The following is a 22,617-nucleotide window of genomic DNA, read 5'->3' as shown; positions in this document are numbered from 1 at the left end:
AGGCGTCAGGAGGATGGGAGCGACCACGCGAGCGCGTTCGGTCGGAGAGGGAACCGTGACGGACGACACCAGCAACACCGCACTGCAGTCGATGATCGAGCGTGCCGGGCAGATCACCGCCGAGGAGGCCGAGGCGCTCGACGTCGTCTGGAAGGCCGACGAGCAGATCGTGGTGCCGGAGGCGAGCGCCTCGCTCGCGATCCAGGGCGGCGCCGACGGCCGGATGGTGACGAACGCCGACCTGCTGGCCGCGTGGAAGCACGCACTCGACGCCGCCGGCGAGGCCGGTCGCGTCGACGAGATCGAGGCGGCGCAGGAGGCCGGCAAGGCCGTCAAGCACGGCGGTGCACACCTCCGCGACCGCGCCGGGGCCGAGGAAGCGGTCCGCTCGGCGGTCCTCGCCACCGGCGTCCGCGACCTCCTGACGGACGAGGAGTACGACACGCTGACGGCGGCGTGGCGGAGGGTGCTCGGCGCGGCCTGACGGGACGTCGTCGGACGGGAGGCGCGGGGCGGACCGTCACCGCGCCTCCCGGTCGACGGACGACCGGACGGGAGGCGCGGGGCGGGCACGCCCAGGGCCTCCCGTCCGGCACGCGGTCACCGGCGGGTCGTCGGCCAGCCGCTCCTGTCGACCCGCGTCGACGGGTCAGCGGCGGATGAGCAGCGCGCTCGCGCGCGGTGACAGCGCCGCGTCGAGCACGAGGCACGCGGCGCCGACGGCCGCCACGTCCGCACCCCGCCCGCTGTCCACGACCGCGATCGGGTGCTTCGGGACGAGCAGCGGCGACCCCGTGATCGCGGCCCGCGCCGCCGGCAGGGCGACCGGGGCGATGCGCGACCAGAACGGTCCGCCGAAGACCACGCGGTCGACGTCGAGCAGGTTGACGATGACCACGACGGCCCGGCCCATGACGGTCCCGGCGTCGGCCGCGAGTCCCGAGGCGACCTCGTCGCCGGACGCGATCGCCTCGCCGAGGGAGTCCCAGGCCCGCTGCACGGCGGTGACGTCGTCCGCCCGAGCAGCGCCGGGCAGCCGGAGCCCGCGGTCCCGCGCGACCTCGACCAGCCGTGCCGGGGCGACCGCGGCCCCGACCTCACCCCGCGGACCGGAGCCGTCGGGGGTCCCCGCGAGCGCCCCCTGGTCGACCATGATGTGCCCGGCGTCGCCCGCGTTCGAGCCGGTACCGCGGACGGGTTCGTGGTCGACGACGAGCCCGACGCCGAACCCCGTCCCGAAGTAGACGAAGGCGAAGTTCCGCGCCGAGGACTCCCCCGCCAGGAACATCTCGCCGACGACCGCCGCGGTGACGTCCTTCTCGAGCAGCACCGGGAAGCCGGTCGCCTCGGCGAGCGCGTCGCGCAGCGGCACGTCCCGCCAGCGGGGCAGGAACGGCGGATCGAGCACGACGCCGGCGTCGACGTCGATCGGCCCGGGGCTCGCGATGCCGACGCCGAGCACGCTCTCCGCCGCGACACCGGCGTCCGCGACGAGACCGTCGACGGCGGTCGCGATGGTCCGGACGACCTCGGCGGGGTCGTCCGCGGAGGGCGTCGACGTGGTGGTCTCGGCGACCACGCTGCCGGCGAGGTCGAGGAGCACGTACGTCACGACCGCGGGGTCGACGTGCACACCGACCGCGTACCGGCTCGTCGCCTCGAGCCGCAGGATCGTCCGGGGCTTCCCACGGCCGGCGACCACGGTGCCGGACTCGACGATCATGCCGGCCTCGATCAGGAAGCGCGTGACGTTCGACACCGTCTGGGCGCTCAGGCCCGTGCTCGCGGCGAGCTCCACACGGCTCAGCCCGTCGGGCGAGCGGCGGACGGCATCGAGCACGACGGTGCGGTTGAAGCCGCCGATCGACGGCAGGTTCGCCCCGCGCCGATGCTCCGCCATGCCGCGACCCTACCGCCGCCCGTGCGCACGCAACGGTGCTGCAACGCTTCGCACGTCGTCCTGGCACCCGGACGGGGTGCACCGCTACCCTGAGCGGCATGACGGACCTCCGCCTCGAAGCCCTCTCCGCGTCGACCGCCGCCGCGGCCAACTCGCTGACGCTCAAGCCCGGGCAGGAGCAGTTCGTCCAGCCGACGACGTACGGCGTCGCCGAGTCCGACGTGAAGCCGAGCTCGGCGTGGACCCGCGTGGTGCTCGACGGTGACCGCGTGGTCGGGATGATCATCGGCACCTTCGACGAGGACAACAACGAGGAAGAGCTCCGCAGCGCGATCTGGCGCGTCAACGTCGCCGCCGACGCACAGGGCCGCGGTGTCGGCCGCTTCGCGGTGCACGGTCTCGCGGACGAGGCCCGGAGCCGCGGGTTCGAGCGGCTCACGGTCGTGTACGAGCCGGGCGGCCACGGCGGCCCCGAGGCGTTCTTCCGCGCCCTCGGGTTCGAGGTCGTGCGTGAGACGCAGTACGGCGACCACTACGCCGTCCTCGCGCTCTAGCCGGGCGTGGACGGAGCCGAGTCCGGACCCGAGCCGGACTCCGGGGCCGAGCCGGACTTCGGCGCAGCGGTCGCCGAGGTGGTCCGGCTGATCCCTGCTGGGCACGTCATGACGTACGGCGACGTCGCCGCCGTCCTCGGGTCGCGGGCCGCTCGCGCCGTCGGCACGGTGATGGCCCGCGAGGGCGCCGACCTGCCGTGGTGGCGCGTGGTGCGCGCCGGCGGACTGCCGCCCGTCCGGCACGAGGCGCGGGCCCTCGAGCACTACCGTGCCGAGGGCACGCCGCTCGTGGAGCGGTCGTCAGCTGCGTCGGGCTCGTCGGCCTGGAGGATCGACGTGCGTCGGGCGCGCTGGTCACCCGCCACGGACGCCGACGACCCGTTCTGAGCGCTCAGTCGAAGCGCGAGCCCTTCGGGTTCGGCGGCAGCAGGAACATCACCAGCAGCACGAGCGAGCCGATGCCGACGACCACGTGCAGGAACTGCCAGAAGCCGGACAGGTTCGCGTCGTGCAGCCGACGGGCACCGAGGGCGAGCGACCCGATCAGTGTGGCCAGGCCCCAGAGCACGAACAGGTACGAGCCGACCGGGTTCTCGAGCACCGGGGTCCCGGGCGTGAACACCTGCGGGACGAGCTGGAGCACGAGCCCGATCACGAACGACGTCAGCCACCACCACCAGGCCTCGGAGCGGGAGGCCCGTCCGGTGAACACGGTGTACTTCCGCCAGAACCGTCGGACCGCCTCGGCGAAGGGTGCCCCGTAGAAGGGGTCGCGCAGGGCGACGCCGCCGGGCTGCACGCTGTCGTTGCTCATGGAGTCAGCAAACCACGTGCAGCCCGGTCCGTCAGACGAGCGAGTCCCGCCAGGCGGCGTGCAGCTGGGCGAACCGCCCGGTCCCCGCGATCAGGTCGTCCGGCGTGCCGTCCTCGACGATCCGCCCGTACTCCATCACGAGCACCCGGTGGGCGATCGCGACGGTCGACAGGCGGTGCGCGATGATCACGGCGGTACGGTCCGCGAGCAGGGTCTCGAGGCCCTCCTGCACGAGCCGCTCGGACGGGATGTCCAGCGACGCCGTGGCCTCGTCGAGGATGAGCACCTTCGGGTCGGCGATGAACGCCCGGGCGAACGACAGGAGCTGCCGCTGCCCGGCCGACACCCGGCCACCGCGCTTGTTCACGTCGGTGTCGTACCCGTCGGGCAGGGCCTCGATGAACGCGTCCGCCCCGACCGCCTCCGCCGCGCGCACGATCTCGTCCCGCGTCGCCCCGGGCTTGCCGAGCGCGATGTTGTCCGCGACGGAGCCGGAGAACAGGTACGCCTCCTGCGTGACCATGACGATCGCGCGGCGCATGTCCTTCGGGTCGATGTCCCGCAGGTCCACGCCGTCGAGCCGCACGGAACCCTTCGACGGGTCGTAGAACCGCGCCATGAGCTTCGCGAGCGTCGACTTCCCGGCACCGGTCGACCCGACGAGCGCGATGGTCTGCCCCGCCGGGATGTGCAGGTCGAACTCGGGGAGCACGACCTTCTCGGCGTTGTACGCGAACTCGACGTCGTCGAAGTCCATCGCGCCGGTGGCGTCCGGCAGCCGCACGGGCTTCGCGGGGTCCGGCACCGACGGGCGTTCCTCGAGGACGCCGGAGATCTTCTCCATCGCCGCCGAGGCCGACTGGTACCCGTTGTAGAACATCGCGAGCTCCTGCGCCGGGTCGAAGAACCGCTTGGCGTACAGCGCGACCGCGAGCAGCGCGCCGACCTCGAGCGAGCCCCCCACGATCCGGAAGCCGCCGACGATGACGACCGCCGCGAGCGTGGCGTTGCCGATGAGGACGAGCACCGGGTCGAAGGTCCCGAACAGGTTGAACACCTTCGTGTTCGCCACCCGGTAGTCCTCGACGTAGCCGCCGTACTCGTCGCGGTTGCGGGACTCCTTCCGGAACGCCTGCACCGCCCGGATGCCGGTCATCGTCTCGACGAAGTGCACGATGACGCGCGCCGAGGTCACACGGGTGGCCCGGAACAGGGTCTGCGAGTTCGTCTGGAACCAGCGGATCAGGAACCACAGCGGCACGAGCGACACCGCGAGCACGAGCCCGGAGGTCGGGTCGAGCAGCACGAGCGCGATGCCCGTGAACACCATGTAGAGCACGCCCTGGATGAGCTGGTTCAGGCCGGAGTCGAGCAGCTCGCGGATCGAGTCCAGGTCGCTCGTCTGGCGGGAGATGATCCGCCCGGACGTGTACGTCTCGTGGAACTCGAGCGACAGCCGCTGGGTGTGCAGGAACACGCGCTTCCGCAGGTCGAACAGGATCGCCTGGCTGATCCGCGCCGCGAGCACGGTGTACCAGGCGGTGAGGACCGCGCCGAGCACCGCGACGACGATGTACGTCGCCACGACGCCGAACGCCGGCACCCAGTCGTTCTGGTCCATCACCCGGGGCAGGGCGTTGTCGATGCCCCACGCGATGAGCGCGGGACCCGCGACGGTGCCCGCGGTGGAGACCACCACGACGACGCCGAGCAGCACGAGGCGTGCCTTCAGCGGAGCCGCGAGCGACCCGAGCAGGGCGAGGGAGCGGCGCCGCAGGCGCTTGCTCTCCGCCTTGCTGAAGTCCTCGCGCTCCTCGCCGCGCACGCCGAGCGTGGTGACCGCGGCGGTGACGGGGCCGGCCGCCTTCGTGTCCGCGACGTCGTCGAGGACGGGATCGGGGCCTCCCGGCCCGGCTGCCGTGTCCACGGGCGGTACCTGGTCCTGCTGGCTCATGCCATCGCCTCCTCTCGGGCGGGTGCGTCGTCCTCGTCGAGCGAGGAGATGACGTAGCGGTAGTGCTCGTTGGTGGCCATCAGCTCCGAGTGGGTGCCGACGGCGGTGATGCGTCCGCCCTCCATGAGCGCCACCCGGTCGGCGAGCGTCACGGTCGAGGGGCGGTGGGCGACGATGAGCGACGTGGTGTCGGCCAGCACGCGGCGGAGCCCGGCCTCGACCCGCGCCTCGGTGTCGACGTCGAGCGCCGACAGCGGGTCGTCGAGCACCAGGACCGACGGCCGCGCGGCGATCGCGCGGGCGAGCGCCAGACGCTGCCGCTGGCCGCCGGAGAGCGACAGTCCCTCCTCGCCGACGCGGGTGTCGACACCCTCGGGCAGGTCGTCGACGAAGGACGCCTGCGCGATGTCGAGCGCCTCGCGCATGATGCGCTCGGCCTCGTCGCCGGACAGGTCCGGGCGACCGAGCAGCACGTTGTCGCGGACGCTCGTCGAGAACAGCGTGGCGTCCTCGAAGGCGACACCGACGTGCCGACGGAGGTCCGCGCGGGTGAGGTCGCGGACGTCGACGCCGTCGATCGTGATCGAGCCGCCGGTCACGTCGTACAGCCGCGGCACCAGGGACAGCAGGGTCGTCTTGCCGCTGCCGGTCAGGCCGACGAGCGCCATGGTCTCGCCCGGGTGCAGCTGCAGCTCGACGCCGTCCACCAGGTCCGGGTACTCGTCCGTCGCGTCCTGGTACCGGAAGTGCACGGCGTTGAACGACAGCGCACCGTGCGGCTCGTCGATGGTCCTCGGTGACGCCGGGTCCTGGATCGTGTTCTCGGAGTCCATGACCTCGAAGAACCGGTCGACCGCGGTCCGGGTGTCGAACGTCATCGACAGGAAGAACCCGATCGACTCGATCGGGAACCGCAGCACGGTCGCCGTCGCGAAGAACGCGAACAGCTGTCCGACCGTCAGCTCGCCCTGCGACGCCAGCCAGATGCCGGCGAGCAGGCACAGCGCGAACGCGACGTCCGGCACGAGCAGCAGCCACAGCCAGATGCTCGCGATGGCCTTCGCCTTCTCGATCTCGGTGCCGCGGAGCGCCTCGGCCTGCTCACTGAACTCGTCGAGCTTGAAGCGACCGCGGCCGAACGCCTTGAGCACGCGGATGCCGTGCACCGACTGCTCGACGCTCGTGGCGAGGTCGCCGACCTGGTCCTGGCTGCGCCGCGCGACGACGGAGTACTTCCGCTCGAACAGCAGGCCGTTGATCCACAGCGGGATCGACGCCACGAGGAAGATCAGTCCGAGCAGCCACCCGAAGGTGAACAGCACGACGAAGCCGACGGCGATCGTGACGATGTTCACCACGAGCAGCACGACGCCGAACGCCAGCCATCGGCGGATGAGCGACAGGTCGGACACCGAACGGGACAGCAGCTGCCCGGACTCCCAGCGGTCGTGGAAGGCCACCGGCAGGTCCTGGAGCTTGGCGTAGAGCGCGTTGCGCATGCTCGTCTCGATGCGCGTCGACGGGCGCATCACGAGCCGTCGGCGGGATGCGATGAAGAAGGCCTCGAGGGCGCCGAGTGCGAGCACGCCGAGTCCGGCGGGCCAGATGAGCGCGGCGTCGCGCGAGGACAGCGGTCCGTCGACGAGCCACTGGAGCACGTACGGGATCACCAGGGCGACGAGCGAGGCGCCCATCGCCGCGGCCATGCCGCCGAACAGTCGCCAGCGGTACGGCCTGACGTAGGGCCAGATGCGCCCGATGGCGCGCAGGGTCGAGGGGCGGTCGGTGGAGGGGGTCGCCTGGTCGGGCGTTGTGGACATGCGGTTGCGTCCTCGTGCGTCGTGCGGCGTCCGCCCGGTCGGGTCGTCCGGCCCGCCGACGGGTCGCGTCGGTGGGTGGCGGTCCGGCCGGGAGGCGCGGCGTGGCAGTGCGGTGGTCGTCGGCCGGGCGCGTGGTCGCGCGCCGTCGCCGCCACTCGCGTGACGTCGACCGGGCCGGAGGGCACCGGGGACACGGGTCCCCGGGTTCTCAGCAGGTGGTCCGCGCTCGCCGACGGTGTCGTCGGGCGCGAGGCCGTGGGAGGGGCCTGGCTAGACGGCGGCCGCGCCCGGGTACCGGAGCGGCGGTGCCGTCCGGGTCCGGGGTCGCGGGGCGGGAGTGGTCCCCACGAGGGACACGAGACCCGTCCGGGCAGCCGTCGCCACTGTTCCGGTCGTCGCGTCCATCGTCACTCCAGTCGTCGTCTTCGTCACCGTTGTGTCCGCGGGCACGGCCGATCCGGTTGCGATCGTCCGATGCGGTGCGGAGCCTTACAGACTATTCACAGTCGCACGTGTTGCGCAATGGTCTCGGCGTTGTTGGACGCCGTCGATCCGAGCGCGTGTCGGTGTCCGGTGACCGGTGTTCGGTGTTCGGTGACTCAGTGGAAGAAGTGACGCTCGCCGGTGAAGTACATGGTCACGCCGGCCGCCTGCGCCGCCGCGATGACCTCGTCGTCACGGACGCTGCCGCCCGGCTGCGCGACGGCACGGACACCGGCGTCGAGCAGGACCTGCAGGCCGTCGGCGAACGGGAAGAACGCGTCCGACGCTGCGACGCTGCCCCGGGCACGCTCCCCGGCGCGGTTCACCGCGAGGTGGCAGGAGTCCACCCGGTTGACCTGGCCCATGCCGACGCCGACGCTCGCGCCCTGGTCGGCGAGCAGGATCGCGTTCGACTTCACGGCGCGGCTGGCCTTCCACGCGAACGCGAGGTCGGCGAGGGTCGCGTCGTCGGCCGGCTCGCCGGACACCAGGGTCCAGGTCGACTGGTCGAAGGTGGTGAAGCGGTCGGCGTCCTGCACGAGGAAGCCGCCGGAGACCTGCTTGACCTCACGGGACGCGAGCGCGAAGTCCGCCGGCAGGGCGAGGAGCCGGATGTTCTTCTTCTGCGAGAGGATCTCGAGCGCCTCGGGGTCGAAGGCCGGGGCCACGACGACCTCGGTGAAGATGTCGCGCACGGTCTCGGCCATCTGCTTCGTGACCGGGCGGTTCGCGGCGATGACCCCGCCGAAGGCCGACAGCGGGTCGCAGGCGTGCGCGGCGGCGTGCGCCGAGGCGATCGGGTCGACCGCGTCGGCCGGGGCGGTGGCGATGCCGCACGGGTTGGCGTGCTTGATGATCGCGACGGCGGGGGTGTCGAAGTCGTACGCGGCCCGGACGGCGGCGTCGGCGTCGACGTAGTTGTTGTACGACATCTCCTTGCCGTGCAGCTGCGTCGCCTGGGCGATGCCCGCTCCGCCGGAGGTCGTGTAGAGCGCGGCGGCCTGGTGCGCGTTCTCGCCGTAGCGGAGCGTCGCGGTCAGCCCGGCCTCGAGCCGGAGCGTCTCGTCGAACGAGCCGGGTGTCTCGAGGTCGCCCGTCACCGTGGGCGCGGCGGCCTGGGCGGCGACGTGTGCCGCGTCCTGCCCGACGACGTCGGTCGCGAAGTACGAGGCGACGGCGGCGTCGTAGGAGGCCGTGTGGGCGAAGGCCTGCGCGGCGAGGCGCTTCCGGAGTTCGAGCGTGGTGCCGCCGGCGCGGACGGCCTCGACGACCTCGGCGTAGGACGACGGCGACACGACGATCGCGACGTTCGGGTGGTTCTTCGCCGAGGCGCGGACCATCGCCGGTCCGCCGATGTCGACGTTCTCCACCACGGTCGCGGCCTCGGCACCCGAGGCGACGGTCTCGACGAACGGGTACAGGTTGACGACGACGAGTTCGAACGGCGCGATGCCGAGCTCGGCGAGCTGCTGCTCGTGCGACTCGAGGCGCAGGTCGGCGAGGAGCCCCGCGTGCACGGCAGGGTGCAGGGTCTTGACGCGGCCGTCGAGCGACTCCGGGAACCCGGTCACGCTCGACACGTCGGTGACGGCGTACCCGGCGTCGCGGATCGTCTGCGCCGTGCTGCCCGTCGAGACGAGCTCCACGCCCGCGTCGGCCAGGGCGCCGGCGAGCTCGAGCAGGCCGGACTTGTCGCTCACCGAGATGAGCGCGCGCCGCACGGGGACGACGTCGCGGTGGCGGTAGAGGCTGGGGTCGGCGGCGTGCACGCTCATGCGCTCGGGGTGCCCTTCAGGTCGGTGGTGCCGTTGGCGATGTCGAGGATGGTCTGGATGAGCAGGCGGCGCTCGACCGGCTTGATGCGGTCGTGCAGCGTCGACTCGGAGTCGTCCGGCAGCACCGGGATCCGCTCCTGCGCCAGGATCGGGCCGGTGTCCACGCCGTCGTCGACCTGGATCACGCTGGCGCCGGTCTGCTCGACGCCGGCGGCCAGGGCGTCACGGACCCCGTGTGCGCCGGGGAACTCGGGCAGGTACGCGGGGTGGGTGTTGATGATCGCGGGGGCGAACTCGGACACGACGGCGTGCGGGAGCAGGCGCATCAGGCCGGAGAGCACGAGGAGGTCCGGCGACCACGGCCGGATCTGGGCGGCGAGCTCGGCGCCCCACTCGTCGCGCGAGGCGAAGCGGGAGAACGGCACCGAGAAGGTCGGGACCCCGAACTCCTCGCCCAGCGCCAGGCCCTCGGCATCGCGGTCGGCCCCGATCGCGACCACGCGGGCGGGGTACTCGGCGTCGGTCGTCGCCTCGAGCAGGGCTCGGAGGTTCGAGCCGGTACCGGAGATCAGGACGACCAGTTCGAGCACGGTGACCAGCCTAGCGGCGGCGCGGCGAGCGCTACGCGTCGTGCTTCGGACGGCGCCACCAGGGCAGCTCGTCCTCGGCGATCTGGTCGGTCTGGTCCCACCGGGGCGGGTCCTGCCCGGCGGCGGTCGGCTTCCCCGTGCCGGGAGTCTCCTCGTCGCCCGCGGTCTGGTCGACGTCGTCGCGTCCGGCCACGAACTCCTCGGTGCTCCACGGGAACGCCGGCTGCTGTTCCGAGCCGGGGGCGTGCGGCAGCGTCTCGTCGCGCCCGGACCGCTCCGTCTGGTGGTGCGCCTGGTGGTGCCCCGCTGCGCCGCCGACCCGGTCGCGCAGCTCGCCGGCACGGGCGCGGACGTCACCGGCCGCACCGCGGAGTCGGTCGCGCAGGCCGCTGATGCCGCTCCGCGCCGGGGGCGTGGCCGGGCTCGGGGTGACCCGTTCCGCGGCGACCGCGTCGGTGCGGGCCCAGTCGGGCAGCGGGACGTCGTCGGGTTCCTCGACGACTGCGCGACCCGAGACAGCGGACGGCGCCACGTGCTCGTGCTCGTGCTCGTGCTCGTGCGCACGGTCGCCCCCGCCGAGGCGTTCGGGCTCCGGCTCGGCACCACGGTCCGGCACGGCGCGGCGGTCCTGCACGGACGAGCGCGCGGGTCCGCCCTCGGTGGTGGCGGCGGTGGCGGGGGCGGCGGCGTGCTCGTCGTCCGCGATCGTCTCGGTCGGCTGGACGTCCCCGGGGCGCGACCCGGTCACCGACGACGGATCCGCGTGCGTCGCGGACTCGTGCGCCTCGTGCACCGTGAACCGGTGCGTCGCACTCGCACGCCCCGCTCCGGCCTCGTCCAGCGCGGCGACGAGCGAGCCGGCCCGGGCGTCGTCGGCAGCGGCGTCGGCAGCAGCGTTCCCCTCGGCCTCGACCCAGTGCTCACGGCCCCACGGCCGCTCGGGCAGGCGCACCAGGTCGCTCCCGACGGCCAGCGCGACCGCGGCGGGGAGCCCGACCTCGAGCGCTGCCAGCAGTCCGACGAGCAGCCCGTCCGGCCCGGCCTCGGCGAGCCGCCCGGGTCCGAGCGAGCCCGCGGTCAGGCCCGTCGCGACCCCGGTCAGCACGCCGGCCACGACACCGGTGGCGACACCGGCGAGCGCCCGACGGAGCGGGGAGTCGTCGTCGCCCAGGGCCCGGACGAGCGCGGGGCGCATGAGGCCGCCGACCACGAACCCGGCGACGACCGGCACCAGCACCCCGAGCAGCCCGAAGGTGTGCCCGGACGCCGGCAGCGCGCCGAAGACGGGGACACCGGGGATCGGCCCGAGCGACGTGCCGACGGGCGAGACGCTCGACCCGGTGCCGATCGCGAAGCCCGGTCCGACCAGCCACGCGACCGCCCACCCCACGAAGTCGGGCAGGAACGCGAGCTGTCCGACGGTGAGCGCGATGCCGCCGATGACCCCGGCATGCGAACGCTCGTACAGGGCGATGACCTCGGCGAACGAGGTGACGAGCAGGAACGCGACGACGACGCCCGCGGCGGCGACCACGACGGCGGTCACCGCGGTGCCGGCGCGGAACGCGAAGCCGGCGACGGTGCGCCAGAGCGCGGGGATCCGGTCGACCTGGTCGAGCACCCGCCGTGTCAGCGGATCGGCCGGCAGACCACGACGGACCCGGCACACCTCGCTCGTCACCAGGGCGGGCACCGCGAACCAGAGCGCGGGCAGCACGACGGCCTGCCAGACCACGGGGTCCGTCGCTGCCGAGGTGGACGACAGCGCGACCGCGAGCCCGAGCAGTGCGACGGCGGCCGTGCCGACCAGGAGCCCGGTCGCGCGGTGCTCCGTCTCGGCGAACCGCCGTCCGGCGCGCCCACCGAGCCAGGCGGTCACGACCGCGAAGCCGAGGGCCGCGAGCGTGACGTGGATCGGGTCGGCGGCTCCCTCGACCCCGGAGGCGCCGGCGACGTCGCTGCCGAGCCGGAAGGTCACGTCGACGCCGTGTCCGACGAGCCAGACGCTGCCCGCGGCCTTCCAGAAGACGTCCCAGTCGATCTGCAGCCCGTACTCGAAGCCCCAGAGCAGCGTCAGCGGCACGAGGGCGATCCCGACGCCGACGCCGACCGTCACGATCGCCTCGACGGCGGCCAGCAGTGCGGTTCCCAGGCGGTTCATCGTGGTCAGGGTACGTGCCGTCCCGCGGTCACCGAGCGAGCCGCGCGGCACCTGTGGAGACTGGCCGACCGTCCACAGCAGGACGGGAGGCACGGTGCCCACCGGCACCGTGCCTCCCGTCCGTCGGGTCGTGCGGACCGCTACGCCGTCGCGGCGGCGACCACCTCGCGCAGCAGCGCGGCCGTCTCGGACGGCGTCTTGCCGACCTTGACGCCGGCGGCCTCGAGCGCCTGCTTCTTCGCCTCGGCGGTCCCGGCGGAACCGGAGACGATCGCGCCGGCGTGGCCCATGGTCTTGCCCTCGGGCGCGGTGAAGCCCGCGACGTAGCCGACGACCGGCTTCGTGACGTGCGCCTTGATGTAGTCGGCCGCGCGCTCCTCAGCGTCGCCGCCGATCTCGCCGATCATGACGATCGCCGTCGTCTCCGGGTCGGCCTCGAACGCGGCGAGCGCGTCGATGTGCGTCGTGCCGATGACCGGGTCGCCGCCGATGCCGATGGCGGTCGAGAAGCCCAGGTCACGCAGCTCGTACATCATCTGGTAGGTCAGGGTGCCGGACTTCGACACGAGACCGATCGGGCCCTTGCCGGTGATCGTCGCCGGGGTGATGCCGACGAGCGACTCCCCCGGGGTGATGATGCCGGGGCAGTTCGGGCCGATGATCCGGGTCTTCCCGCCCAGCGCCTTCGCGTGCGCCCAGAACTCCGCGGAGTCCTGCACGGGGATGCCCTCGGTGATGACGACGACGAGCGGGACCTCGGCGTCGATGGCCTCCATGACCGCGTCCTTCGCGAACGCCGGCGGGACGAAGACGATCGAGACGTCGGCACCGGTGGTGTCGACGGCTTCACGCACCGAGCCGAACACGGGGAGCTCGACGTCGCCGTGCGTGACGGTGGTGCCGGCCTTGCGGGCGTTCACGCCGCCGACGACCTGCGTGCCGGCCTTGAGCATGAGCGCGGTGTGCTTCGTGCCCTCGCCGCCGGTGATGCCCTGGACGATGACCTTCGAGTCCTTGTTGAGGAAGATCGACATTGCTCTGGTGCTCCTTACGCCGCGGCCGCGGCGAGCTCGGCGGCCTGCTCGGCCGCGTCGTCCATGGTCTCGGCGACGGTGACGAGCGGGTGCGCCGCCTCCGCCAGGATCCGGCGACCCTCGTCCACGTTGTTGCCGTCCAGGCGCACGACGAGCGGCTTGGTCGCCGAGTCGCCGAGGATGCCGAGTGCGGCGACGATGCCGTTCGCGACGGCGTCGCAGGCGGTGATGCCGCCGAAGACGTTCACGAACACGCTCTTCACCTGCGGGTCGCCGAGGATGACGTCGAGGCCGTTCGCCATGACCTCGGCCGAGGCGCCACCGCCGATGTCGAGGAAGTTCGCGGGCTTCACGCCGCCGTGGCGCTCACCGGCGTACGCGACGACGTCGAGCGTCGACATGACGAGCCCTGCGCCGTTGCCGATGACGCCGACCTCGCCGTCGAGCTTCACGTAGTTCAGGCCGTGCTGCTTCGCCTTGGCCTCGAGCGGGTCCTCGCTCGCGGTGTCCTCGAGCTGCGCGTGGCCCTCGTGGCGGAAGTCGGCGTTGTCGTCGAGCGACACCTTGCCGTCGAGGGCGAGGATCTGCCCGTCGCCGGTGCGGACCAGCGGGTTCACCTCGACGAGGGTGGCGTCCTCGCCGGCGAACACGTCGTAGAGCTTCACGAAGACGTCCGCGACCTGGTCCTGGAGCTCGGACGGGAAGTTCGCCTGGCGCGCGATGTCGAGCGCGGCCTCCTTGTTGATGCCCGTGAGCGGGTTCACCTCGACGCGCGCGAGCGCCTCGGGCTTCTCGACCGCGAGCTGCTCGATCTCCATGCCGCCCTCGACGCTGACGAGCGACAGGTACGAGCGGTTCGCCCGGTCGAGCAGCACCGAGAAGTAGAACTCCTCGGCGATGTCGGCACCCTGGGCGACCATCACGCGCTGCACGGTGTGGCCTTTGATGTCGAGGCCGAGGATCGCCTCCGCGTGCTCGTACGCCTCGTCCGGGGTCTTCGCGACCTTGACGCCGCCGGCCTTGCCGCGACCGCCGACCTTCACCTGCGCCTTGACGACGACCACGCCGCCGATCCGCTCGGCGGCCGCCCTCGCCTCTTCCGGGGTGTCGGCGGTGATGCCCTGCAGCACAGGGACGCCGTAGGACTCGAAGAGGTCCCTGGCCTGGTACTCGAAAAGATCCACGCTGTTCTTCTTCCCGCACGGTTCGTGCGATCGGCATCGGTCATCGGGTCGCGCACTCAACGTCGAGGGTCGCTCGATGTCGAGACAACGGCCGCGACCACCCTAGCGCCGCCACATGGACGGAGAGCACGTCCGTCCGGACACCGGTCGCGCCCGCTCGGCCGCGGGATGCGTCGGCACCGCGGAACGCCGGCCGGGAGGCACGCTCCACCCCCGTCTCGTCCCTCGCGGCCCCGGGTGGCCGGGGGACGCAGTCACCGGGTGGCCGGCCAGGCGGCACGGGGCACGGTCGACGGGTGCAGAAGGAACTCCGTACCCGCGCCGCCGACGTCTTCGGCTGGGACCTCCACCCCGAGCAGGAACAGGTCGTCGACGCCGTCCTCGACGGTCGCGACGCCCTGGCGCTCATGCCCACCGGCTCGGGGAAGTCCGCGATCTACCAGGTCGCCGCGCTCGCCCTGGACGGCCCGGTCGTCGTCGTCTCGCCCCTCGTGGCCCTGCAGGAGGACCAGGTCGTCGGCATCGAGGACCACCCGGACGCGCCCCGAGCCGTCACGATCAACGCCACCAGGGGCAGCCGGCAGCTCGAGGACGCGTGGGACGCCGTGGCGTCCGGCGAGGCCCGGTACGTGTTCCTGGCCCCCGAGCAACTGGCGAAGGACGAGGTCGTCGAGCGGCTGCGGGACGCCGGCGTCGCGCTCGTCACCGTCGACGAGGCGCACTGCGTGTCGAGCTGGGGGCACGACTTCCGCCCGGACTACCTGGTGCTCGGCGAGGTCGTGGAGCGCCTCGGGCGCCCGCCGGTGCTCGCGATGACCGCGACCGGGTCGACGCCCGTCCGCGCCGAGATCGTCGAGCGGCTCGGCATGCGGGACCCGCTGGTCGTCGCCACCGGCTTCGACCGGCCGAACCTGCGCTTCGAGGTCGCCCGGCACGCCGACGACGAGTCGAAGCGCGAGGCGGTCGTGGAGCAGGTCGTCGGACTCGAGGGGGTCGGCATCGTCTACGTCGCCACCCGCGCCGAGACCCTGGTGTACGCGGACGAACTCGTGGAGAGCGGTCGCCGGGCGAAGGCGTACCACGCGGGCCTCCGCGTGCGGGACCGCGAGCGGGTCCACCACGAGTTCCTCGACGGCGAGCTCGACGTCGTCGTCGCCACCAGCGCGTTCGGCATGGGGATCGACAAGCCGGACGTGCGCTTCGTCGTGCACGCCGACGTCCCCGAGTCGGTCGACGCCTACTACCAGGAGGTGGGCCGTGCCGGCCGCGACGGCGACGTCGGCCTCGCCACGATGCACTACCGCGCCGAGGACCTCGGCCTCCGACGCTTCTTCGCGTCCGGGTCGCCGCGCCCGGCCACCCTCCGTGCCGTGTTCGACGCCGTCCCCGCCGAGGGCTCGGTGGCCCGTTCCGAGCTCGCCGAACGCTCCGGGCTCGCCGCTCGCACCGCGGGCCGCGCCGCCAACGCCCTCGTCGACGCGGGCGCGCTCGACGACGGTGAGGACGGTCTCACCCGTCGACCGGACGGCCCCCGCGACGCCGAGGCGGCAGCGGGGCTGGCGAAGGCGCAGGCGAAGGAGCGCGAGGAGATCGAGGAGTCGCGCATCGCGATGATGCGCCGGTTCGCCGAGACCTCGGGCTGCCGCCGGCAGTTCCTGCTCGGGTACTTCGGTGACGAGCTCGCCGAGCCGTGCGGCAACTGCGACACGTGCACGGCCGGGACCGCCCAGGACGCGGACGCCCACGGTGCCGACGGTGCGAACGACGACGCCTGGCCCCCGGAGTCGCCCGTCGAGCACGCGCAGTGGGGTCGAGGGACGGTGATGAGCACGGAGGACGACCGGTTGACGGTGTTCTTCGAGTCCGTCGGCTACAAGACCCTCGGGCTGGCCGACGTCGAGGAACGGCACCTGCTCGAACGCGTCTGACGCGCCGGCGTCGGAGCCGGGGTGGGGAAGGCGCGGTCGCTCGACCACCCGTCGGCGACCGCGCTCCACTCCCCCGAGCACGGCGAGTGTGACCCGCGATCGTGGACCGCAGGTGACGCCGAGGTGAACGGGACGCGAAACCGGACGAGGGGTGCGCAGACCGGACGACCACAGACCGGACGACCGGTCAGGCGGACGGCGTACACAGGAAGGCCCGACGGCCCCGGCGACCCGCTCCGGAGCCCGACCCTCCCACGGAAGGACTGCACCATGAGCGACCCCGGCATCAGCCCCGTCGACGACTTCGACGCCCAGGAGCGCCGCACCGACGACCTGGACCGCGAGCACGTGGGTCCGTACGAGGTCGACGAGTCCGAGGAGTCCCTCGAGACCGTCACGAACGACGCCGTCGCCGGCGAGACCGTCGAGCCCCAGCCGGGCGACGGAACCGACGACGGCCCCACCGGTGGCGCCCCGCGCGAGGGCTCGCCCGACCTGTGGGAGCACGACGACGACACCGAGCGTCCGGACCTCGGCGGCGACCTCGGCACGAAGCCGCTCTGAGCACCACACCCGTACGACCCCCACGGAGCACGGCCCAGTACGATCGGGCCGTGCTCCGTGGCGTCCGCGACCGTGTCCGTGCGACGCCCGCGCTGGCCCGGCTCCTCTCGCTGGCGTCCCTGCTGCTCATCGCCGCGTCGGCGCACTCGGGTGCCCGGAGCGGCGGGGTCGCCTGGCTCTCGCTGCTCGTCGCGGGTGTCGTGCTCGCCCTGGTCACCGGCGCGACGGCGCACCGGTGGCCCCTGCCGGCCATCTGGCTGGTCGTGACACTGCTGGCGGCTGCGGGCGGCACGCTCGTGAGCGTCGCGTGGCTGGTCGGCGCACTGATCGGCGGCGCAGTGGCCCTGGCCGCAGCCCTGTTCCTCTACACCGCAGCGCTGCGGCGGGCACGGCGATCCGGGACACGCCCGTGACGCGACGGCCGGGAGGCTCGTCCCGCCCCCGCCCCGCCGGCCACGGCGACCGGTCGGCGGACGGACGCGGTGCGACGGGCGGACCACGGGCCTCCCGTCCGGCACACGGACACGTCGCCGGCCGCGACCTGCGTCGGTGGCTGGCGGACAGCACACCCGTCGCGGCCGGTGGCCGCGCCATCCTGCTGCAGATCGCGGACCCGGTCGTCGCAGCCGGGGTCCGACGGCACTCCGACTTCGCCCGCCGACCGCAGCAGCGGCTGGCCCACACCCTGATGTTCGTCTACGCCGTCGTGATCGGGACCGAGACCGACGCTGCCGTGGCGACCGCGTTCGTCGACCGGGCGCACCGACCGGTCGAGGGCGCCGACGACGTCGACCGGCAGCGGTGGGTGGCGGCGACCCTGTTCGACTCCGCACGACGGGCACACGAGCTGTTCGGCGACCCCCTGTCGCCCGACGACGCCGAGCGTGTCCTGGCGGCCTACGCCCCGATCGCGACGTCCCTGCGCGTGCCCGCCGACGGTTGGTTCGCCTCGGTGGCCTCCTTCGACGTGTACTGGGGTGCGACCCTGCCCTCCCTGCACGTCACCGACGACGCGCGCGGGATCGTGCGCGACCTCCTGCACCCCCGCTTCGCACCGCTGTGGGTCCGCACCGCGATGCCGCTCGTCCGCATCGTCACCGTCGGCATGCTGCCGGACGCCCTGCGGACCGCGTACGGCTTCGCGTGGGGGCCGCGCGAGCAGCGGCGCTTCCGGCGGACCGTCGCGCTCGTCCGGTGCGTGCGGAGCCTCGTGCCGGGGTGGGCGCTCCGACTCCCGGGGCCGCTGCTGCTGCGGGCCATGCACCGGATCGCCGCGCGGTACGCCCACTGATCCCGACAAGTTCTTGTCATGTCGACAAAAACGGTGGTACGGTCGGAGCATGGCAGTCGAACTCAGCACCTGGGACGCCCAGGGCACACCGACGACACCGACGTTCTCCACGATGCGGTTCCCCGCGGGCGAGGCACACGTCAAGGTCCGGGACGACGCCGACGCGGGGGCGACCACCGAGATCGCGACCCTGCGCGGCACCGGCGGCGACGACCTGGTGATGCTCGGCATGTGGGCGGACGCGGTCCGACAGCGCGGGGCACGCTCGGTGGCGCTCGTCCCGTACCTGCCCGGAGCGCGGCAGGACCGCGGACTCCCCTTCGGCGCGAAGGTCTACGCGGACGTCCTGAACGGCTTCGCCATCGACCAGGTGATCGCCTTCGACCCCCACTCGCCCGTGATCGTCGGGCTGGTCGAGCGCCTCACCGTGGTGCCGAGCGAGCGCGTCGTGCACGACGCCGTCCTCGCCGGGTCCGACTACAGCGGCATCATCGCCCCGGACAAGGGCGCGGTCGCCCGGGCGGCGCTCGTCGCCGAGGCAGCCGGTCTCCCCCTGTTCCGCGCCGAGAAGCACCGCAACCCGGACACCGGCAAGCTCGACGGGTTCTCGTGCGAGCCGCTCCCCGAGACCGGTCGGCTGCTCGTCGTCGACGACATCTGCGACGGCGGCGGCACCTTCGCGGGCCTCGCCGGCTCGACCGGCCTGCCGGCGGAGCGCCTGGGCCTCTGGGTCTCGCACGGCGTCTTCTCCGGACGGGCCCCGCAGCTCGCCGAGCACTTCGGCGAGATCGTCACCACCGACAGCTACCCCGCACAGCAGGACGTCCCGGGCCTCCGCACCGTCCCGCTCAGCCCGTACCTCACGAAGGAGATCCGATGACGACCACGACGGGCCTCGAGCCCCGCACCACCACCGCGAGCCCGATCGCCCCGCTGCTGGCGGTCGACGGGTACAAGCACTCGCACCGGCAGGTCTACCCCGAGGGCACGACCCGGATCCTGATCAACTGGACGAACCGCTCGAACGCGCACATGCCCGAGTCGACCCACGCGGTGGTCTTCGGGCTGCAGGCGTTCGTGCAGCGGTACCTGGTCGAGGCGTGGGCGCCGTTCTTCGCCGCCGACGAGGACGAGGTCGCGCGGTTGTTCGAGCAGGCACTGCAGGGCTACTTCGGCCCGAACCACATCGGTGTCGACCACGTCCGCGCCCTGCACCGCCTCGGGTACCTCCCGCTCGAGATCCGGGCGCTCCCCGAGGGCACCCTCGCCCCGATCGGCGTCGCGACGCTGACGGTCGAGAACACCCTCGACGACTTCTTCTGGCTGCCGAACTACATCGAGACCGCTCTGTCGGCGTCGATCTGGCACCCCTCGACCGTCGCGACGAAGGCGCTCGAGTACCGGGACCTCATGGAGGAGTGGGCCGAGCGCACCGGCGCCGACCCGGCGAGCATCGACTTCGCCGCCCACGACTTCTCGTTCCGCGGGCAGACGAGCATCGAGTCCGCCGCCGCGGGCGGTGCCGGACACCTGCTGTCGTTCCTCGGAACCGACTCGATGCCGTCGCTCGACTTCATCGACCGCTACTACCCGGGCGACAACGGCTGGGTTGCGGCCAGCGTCCCCGCCACCGAGCACAGCGTGATGTGCGTCCGCGGCGCCGACGGCGAGCTCGAGACGTTCGCGCAGATCCTCGACGTGTACCCGACCGGCATCGTCTCGGCGGTGAGCGACGGCTTCGACCTGTTCAAGGTCATCACCGAGACGCTCCCGCAGCTCGAGGACCGCATCACGGCCCGCGACGGCAAGCTCGTCATCCGCCCGGACTCCGGTGACCCGGTGGACATCGTCACCGGCACCGTGCACGGCGTCGACCAGGCAGCGCTGACCGACCCGTCGCGCAGCCACGAGGAGAAGGGCGTCGTCGAGCTCCTCGACGAGCTGTTCGGGCACACCGTCAACGAGCGGGGCTTCAAGGTGCTCGACCAGCACATCGGCGTCATCTACGGCGACAGCATCACGCTCGACCGTGCCCGTCGCATCTACGAGCGCCTCGCCGCGAAGGGCTACGCGAGCGACAACGTCGTGCTCGGCATCGGGTCGTACACGTACCAGTACATGACGCGCGACAACCTCGGCAGCGCCGTGAAGGCCACGTGGGCCCTCGTCGACGGGCAGCCGGTCGACATCCAGAAGGACCCGAAGACCGGCAGCGGCAAGAAGAGCGCGAAGGGCCGCATCGCCCTGCACCGCGACGACACCGGCGAGATCCGCCAGACCGACGAGGCCACCGCCGAGGACGAGGCGACCAGCCTGCTCCAGCCCGTCTGGGTCGACGGCCGCTTCCGGGTGCACCAGTCGTTCGCCGACGTGCGCGAGACGCTCCGCACCGAACGCGCCGCCCGCGCGGCCCGCCGGGCGTCGGTGTGACCGACGCCCACACGGCGACCCGCGACCAGCCGCTCATCGCGATCGACGTCGTCCCGGTGTCGTTCACGGTGACGGAGGGTCTGCGGGTCGCCACCGCGCGTCGGGCGTACGACCCGTACGCCGGTCGGGAGGCACTGCCCGGCGTGCTCCTGGACGCTGCGGAACGCCTCGCCGACGGTGCACGGCGCGCCCTGCGCACCAAGGCCGCCATCGGCACCGGGGCGGTGCGGCACCTCGCACAGGTCGGTGCGTTCGACGGCCCGTCCCGCGACCCGCGGGAGACCGCGATCAGCATCGCGTTCGCGGCGGTCGTGGCACCGGCGGTGGACGGCGGGCCCGTGGTGTGGAGGTCGACCGACGGGGGCGACCTGGGCCTCCCGTTCGACCACGACACGATCGTGCGGGCCGCCCTCGACCAGGTGCGCACCCGGCTCTGGCGGGACGTCCCGATGACACGCGCCCTGCTCGGTGACGTCTTCCCGACGAGTGCGGCGGCAGTACTCCACGCGGCGCTCCACGGGACCGCCCCGGATGCCGGCAACCTCAACCGTGCACTCCGGACGAACCCCGCGCTCGTCCGGACCGATGCCTCCCCGACGCCCACCGGCCGGGGCGGTCGTCCCCCGGCGACCTGGACGTGGACCGACTGAGCACGGTTGGGTGGGGGCATGTCCAGTTCGCTCTCCGGTGACGACTCCCTGCACCTGCCCGAGTTCGACGCGCCTCCCGCGTCCCCGTTCGACGTCGCCCGAGCCTGGCTCGACGGCGCCGCGGAGCGCGAGGTGTCCGAGCCGATGTCGATGACCCTCGCGACCGCCGGCACCGACGGGCGGGTGTCCGCCCGCACCGTCGACGTGAAGCGGCTCGACGACCGCGGGCTGGTGTTCGGCACCTCGACCCTGAGCCCGAAGGGACGGCAGCTCGCGGACAACCCGCACGCGGCGCTGCAGGTGTACTGGCGCGAGAGCATGCAGCAGCTGCGCTTCGAGGGCCGGGCCGTGCAGCTGTCCGACGAGGAGTCCGACGCGCTGTTCGCCGACCGCTCGCCGAAGTCACGCGCCGCCACCGCGATCGCCGACCAGTCGGACGTGCTCGAACCGCGCACGCTGCAGGACCTGATCGACGACGCGAACGTGCTGCTCGACGAGAGCGACGACGACGTGCCGCGCCCCGAGGGCTGGGTGGCGTGGCGGCTCGAGCCCGACGTGGTGGAGTTCTGGCAGGGCAGCCGCGACCGGATGCACCGGCGGCTGCAGTACGTCCGCGCCGGCGACGGCTGGGACGTGGCGCGGCTGCAGCCGTAGCGCTGCGCGGTCGGCGCGGCTGGGACGCTGCGGGCGCGACGCCGGTGCGGTCGCCGCTGCGAGCGGGGCCGCGGGGCCGGCGGCGCCCAGCACAACCGGGAGCACGTCGCGCCACGGAACCCCACGGCGCGACGTGCTCCGCGTTGTGCAGCGGCACGTCGAACCAGGACTCCGACATCGAACCAGCCGCCGGTGCTGGTTCGACGTCGGGAACGTGGTTCGACGCCGACGGCAGGGCCAGCGGTACCGTCGTCGGATGGGGACCACGCACGCGCTCACCGTCCGACCGGCCGACGTGCGAGACGCCGACGCGATCGCCGCCGTGCACGTGCAGGCGTGGCGCGAGGCCTACGCCCACCTCCTGCCGGCGGAGTTCCTCGCGGCCCTCGACGTCGATGCCCGCGCGGCACGATGGCGCGGGATCATCGCCGAGCCCGGTGTCGACGTGCTCGTCGCCACCGTCGGCGACGCGATCGTCGGCTGGGCGTCCGCGGGGCCCGGTCGCGGCGAGGCCCCACGGGACCGCGAGCTCGAGGGCATCTACGTCCTCGCTGCGCAGCACGGAGCGGGCGTCGGACAGGCGTTGCTCGACGCTGTGATCGGCACGGTGCCCGCATTCCTCTGGGTCGCCGACGGCAACCCGCGTGCCGAAGCCTTCTACCGGCGGAACGGCTTCGAGCGGGACGGCACCGTCAAGCACGAACCGATCGGCCCGCACGGGCTCGATGCGGTCCGGATGGTGCGCTGAGCACCGCCCTCGACCGTGGCGCGGCTCGATCAGCACGCGGGCTGAGCGCCGAGTGGTCATCGTCCAGAGATCACCTGCGAGTG

The 22,617-nt window shown here is 73.0% G+C and carries 21 protein-coding genes; 12 read left to right on the top strand and 9 right to left on the bottom strand.

Annotated features, from left to right (window positions below; genetic code table 11):
- Positions 1-55 precede the first annotated feature (55 nt).
- Positions 56-484: a hypothetical protein gene (locus M3666_RS11145; protein WP_209685343.1), complete on the top strand. Its 429-nt coding sequence runs from the start codon at positions 56-58 to the stop codon at positions 482-484.
- A 165-nt stretch (positions 485-649) separates the two neighbouring features.
- Here the strand turns inward: M3666_RS11145 and M3666_RS11140 are convergent, their stop codons facing one another.
- Positions 650-1,900 (bottom strand): ROK family transcriptional regulator, encoded by a 1,251-nt coding sequence (locus tag M3666_RS11140; RefSeq protein WP_066656834.1) that lies wholly within the window; start codon positions 1,898-1,900, stop codon positions 650-652.
- Positions 1,901-1,998: 98 nt separating this feature from the next.
- Between M3666_RS11140 and M3666_RS11135 the strand changes: the two genes are divergently transcribed.
- Both M3666_RS11135 and M3666_RS11130 read left to right on the top strand, forming a co-directional pair.
- The gene (locus tag M3666_RS11135) at positions 1,999-2,454 is read left to right on the top strand and encodes a GNAT family N-acetyltransferase (protein ID WP_066656837.1); all 456 of its coding nucleotides are present in this window, start codon (positions 1,999-2,001) and stop codon (positions 2,452-2,454) included.
- 6 nt (positions 2,455-2,460) lie between these two features.
- Complete coding sequence (locus M3666_RS11130) at positions 2,461-2,841, top strand: MGMT family protein (RefSeq protein WP_066656839.1); 381 nt, start codon at positions 2,461-2,463, stop codon at positions 2,839-2,841.
- 4 nt (positions 2,842-2,845) lie between these two features.
- Here M3666_RS11130 and M3666_RS11125 read toward each other — a convergent pair whose 3' ends face one another.
- The 8 genes from M3666_RS11125 to sucC form a co-directional block, all read right to left on the bottom strand.
- On the bottom strand, positions 2,846-3,268 hold the full coding sequence (locus tag M3666_RS11125; protein ID WP_066656841.1) for a DUF805 domain-containing protein: 423 nt from the start codon (positions 3,266-3,268) through the stop codon (positions 2,846-2,848).
- Positions 3,269-3,299: 31 nt separating this feature from the next.
- Entirely contained in the window at positions 3,300-5,222 is a 1,923-nt protein-coding gene (locus M3666_RS11120) for an ABC transporter ATP-binding protein (protein WP_251155227.1), read from the bottom strand.
- Entirely contained in the window at positions 5,219-7,042 is a 1,824-nt protein-coding gene (locus M3666_RS11115; RefSeq protein ID WP_251155226.1) for an ABC transporter ATP-binding protein, read from the bottom strand. Before M3666_RS11115 ends, M3666_RS11120 begins: the two co-directional genes overlap by 4 nt.
- Positions 7,043-7,641: 599 nt before the next feature.
- Positions 7,642-9,300, bottom strand: a complete 1,659-nt coding sequence (gene purH / locus M3666_RS11110; RefSeq protein WP_251155225.1) for a bifunctional phosphoribosylaminoimidazolecarboxamide formyltransferase/IMP cyclohydrolase — start codon at positions 9,298-9,300, stop codon at positions 7,642-7,644.
- Positions 9,297-9,890, bottom strand: a complete 594-nt coding sequence (gene purN, locus M3666_RS11105; protein WP_251155224.1) for a phosphoribosylglycinamide formyltransferase — start codon at positions 9,888-9,890, stop codon at positions 9,297-9,299. Before purN ends, purH begins: the two co-directional genes overlap by 4 nt.
- Before the next feature lie 31 nt (positions 9,891-9,921).
- Positions 9,922-12,051 (bottom strand): DUF6350 family protein, encoded by a 2,130-nt coding sequence (locus M3666_RS11100; protein WP_251155223.1) that lies wholly within the window; start codon positions 12,049-12,051, stop codon positions 9,922-9,924.
- 140 nt (positions 12,052-12,191) lie between these two features.
- The gene (sucD, locus tag M3666_RS11095) at positions 12,192-13,085 is read right to left on the bottom strand and encodes a succinate--CoA ligase subunit alpha (RefSeq protein WP_066656854.1); all 894 of its coding nucleotides are present in this window, start codon (positions 13,083-13,085) and stop codon (positions 12,192-12,194) included.
- 14 nt (positions 13,086-13,099) lie between these two features.
- Complete coding sequence (gene sucC / locus M3666_RS11090) at positions 13,100-14,269, bottom strand: ADP-forming succinate--CoA ligase subunit beta (RefSeq protein WP_066656857.1); 1,170 nt, start codon at positions 14,267-14,269, stop codon at positions 13,100-13,102.
- A 296-nt stretch (positions 14,270-14,565) separates the two neighbouring features.
- Between sucC and M3666_RS17095 the strand changes: the two genes are divergently transcribed.
- The 9 genes from M3666_RS17095 (at position 14,566) to M3666_RS11045 (ending at position 22,534) form a co-directional block, all read left to right on the top strand.
- Positions 14,566-16,197 carry a RecQ family ATP-dependent DNA helicase gene (locus M3666_RS17095; RefSeq protein WP_251155222.1) on the top strand — a complete coding sequence of 544 codons (1,632 nt, stop codon included), beginning with the start codon at positions 14,566-14,568 and terminating at the stop codon, positions 16,195-16,197.
- Between the two features lie 270 nt (positions 16,198-16,467).
- The gene (locus tag M3666_RS11080) at positions 16,468-16,761 is read left to right on the top strand and encodes a hypothetical protein (RefSeq protein ID WP_066656863.1); all 294 of its coding nucleotides are present in this window, start codon (positions 16,468-16,470) and stop codon (positions 16,759-16,761) included.
- Positions 16,762-16,811: 50 nt separating this feature from the next.
- On the top strand, positions 16,812-17,174 hold the full coding sequence (locus M3666_RS11075) for a hypothetical protein (protein ID WP_251155221.1): 363 nt from the start codon (positions 16,812-16,814) through the stop codon (positions 17,172-17,174).
- Positions 17,171-18,052: an oxygenase MpaB family protein gene (locus tag M3666_RS11070; protein ID WP_251155220.1), complete on the top strand. Its 882-nt coding sequence runs from the start codon at positions 17,171-17,173 to the stop codon at positions 18,050-18,052. Before M3666_RS11075 ends, M3666_RS11070 begins: the two co-directional genes overlap by 4 nt.
- Positions 18,053-18,101: 49 nt before the next feature.
- Positions 18,102-18,932 (top strand): hypothetical protein, encoded by an 831-nt coding sequence (locus M3666_RS11065; RefSeq protein WP_066656877.1) that lies wholly within the window; start codon positions 18,102-18,104, stop codon positions 18,930-18,932.
- On the top strand, positions 18,929-20,482 hold the full coding sequence (locus tag M3666_RS11060; protein ID WP_066656882.1) for a nicotinate phosphoribosyltransferase: 1,554 nt from the start codon (positions 18,929-18,931) through the stop codon (positions 20,480-20,482). Before M3666_RS11065 ends, M3666_RS11060 begins: the two co-directional genes overlap by 4 nt.
- Positions 20,479-21,132 carry an NUDIX hydrolase gene (locus M3666_RS11055; RefSeq protein ID WP_066656885.1) on the top strand — a complete coding sequence of 218 codons (654 nt, stop codon included), beginning with the start codon at positions 20,479-20,481 and terminating at the stop codon, positions 21,130-21,132. Before M3666_RS11060 ends, M3666_RS11055 begins: the two co-directional genes overlap by 4 nt.
- Before the next feature lie 18 nt (positions 21,133-21,150).
- On the top strand, positions 21,151-21,786 hold the full coding sequence (locus tag M3666_RS11050; RefSeq protein WP_066656890.1) for a pyridoxal 5'-phosphate synthase: 636 nt from the start codon (positions 21,151-21,153) through the stop codon (positions 21,784-21,786).
- Between the two features lie 256 nt (positions 21,787-22,042).
- Positions 22,043-22,534, top strand: a complete 492-nt coding sequence (locus M3666_RS11045) for a GNAT family N-acetyltransferase (protein WP_066656892.1) — start codon at positions 22,043-22,045, stop codon at positions 22,532-22,534.
- Positions 22,535-22,617 lie beyond the last annotated feature (83 nt).

Source organism: Curtobacterium sp. ODYSSEY 48 V2, assembly GCF_023712625.1.
Lineage (GTDB): Bacteria > Actinomycetota > Actinomycetes > Actinomycetales > Microbacteriaceae > Curtobacterium.
The sequence above is the reverse complement of the archived record's forward strand: the minus strand, read 5'-3'. Positions and strand labels throughout refer to the sequence as shown.

Bases quoted from the DNA above. Each gene is read 5' to 3' on its own strand.
- M3666_RS11140 (WP_066656834.1), bottom strand. From the start codon at position 1,900: ATGGCGGAGCATCGGCGCGGGGCGAACCTGCCGTCGATCGGCGGCTTC.
- M3666_RS11135 (WP_066656837.1), top strand. From the start codon at position 1,999: ATGACGGACCTCCGCCTCGAAGCCCTCTCCGCGTCGACCGCCGCCGCG.
- M3666_RS11125 (WP_066656841.1), bottom strand. From the start codon at position 3,268: ATGAGCAACGACAGCGTGCAGCCCGGCGGCGTCGCCCTGCGCGACCCC.
- M3666_RS11120 (WP_251155227.1), bottom strand. From the start codon at position 5,222: ATGAGCCAGCAGGACCAGGTACCGCCCGTGGACACGGCAGCCGGGCCG.
- M3666_RS11115 (WP_251155226.1), bottom strand. From the start codon at position 7,042: ATGTCCACAACGCCCGACCAGGCGACCCCCTCCACCGACCGCCCCTCG.
- purH (WP_251155225.1), bottom strand. From the start codon at position 9,300: ATGAGCGTGCACGCCGCCGACCCCAGCCTCTACCGCCACCGCGACGTC.
- M3666_RS11100 (WP_251155223.1), bottom strand. From the start codon at position 12,051: ATGAACCGCCTGGGAACCGCACTGCTGGCCGCCGTCGAGGCGATCGTG.
- sucD (WP_066656854.1), bottom strand. From the start codon at position 13,085: ATGTCGATCTTCCTCAACAAGGACTCGAAGGTCATCGTCCAGGGCATC.
- M3666_RS11080 (WP_066656863.1), top strand. From the start codon at position 16,468: ATGAGCGACCCCGGCATCAGCCCCGTCGACGACTTCGACGCCCAGGAG.
- M3666_RS11065 (WP_066656877.1), top strand. From the start codon at position 18,102: ATGGCAGTCGAACTCAGCACCTGGGACGCCCAGGGCACACCGACGACA.
- M3666_RS11060 (WP_066656882.1), top strand. From the start codon at position 18,929: ATGACGACCACGACGGGCCTCGAGCCCCGCACCACCACCGCGAGCCCG.
- M3666_RS11050 (WP_066656890.1), top strand. From the start codon at position 21,151: ATGTCCAGTTCGCTCTCCGGTGACGACTCCCTGCACCTGCCCGAGTTC.
- M3666_RS11045 (WP_066656892.1), top strand. From the start codon at position 22,043: ATGGGGACCACGCACGCGCTCACCGTCCGACCGGCCGACGTGCGAGAC.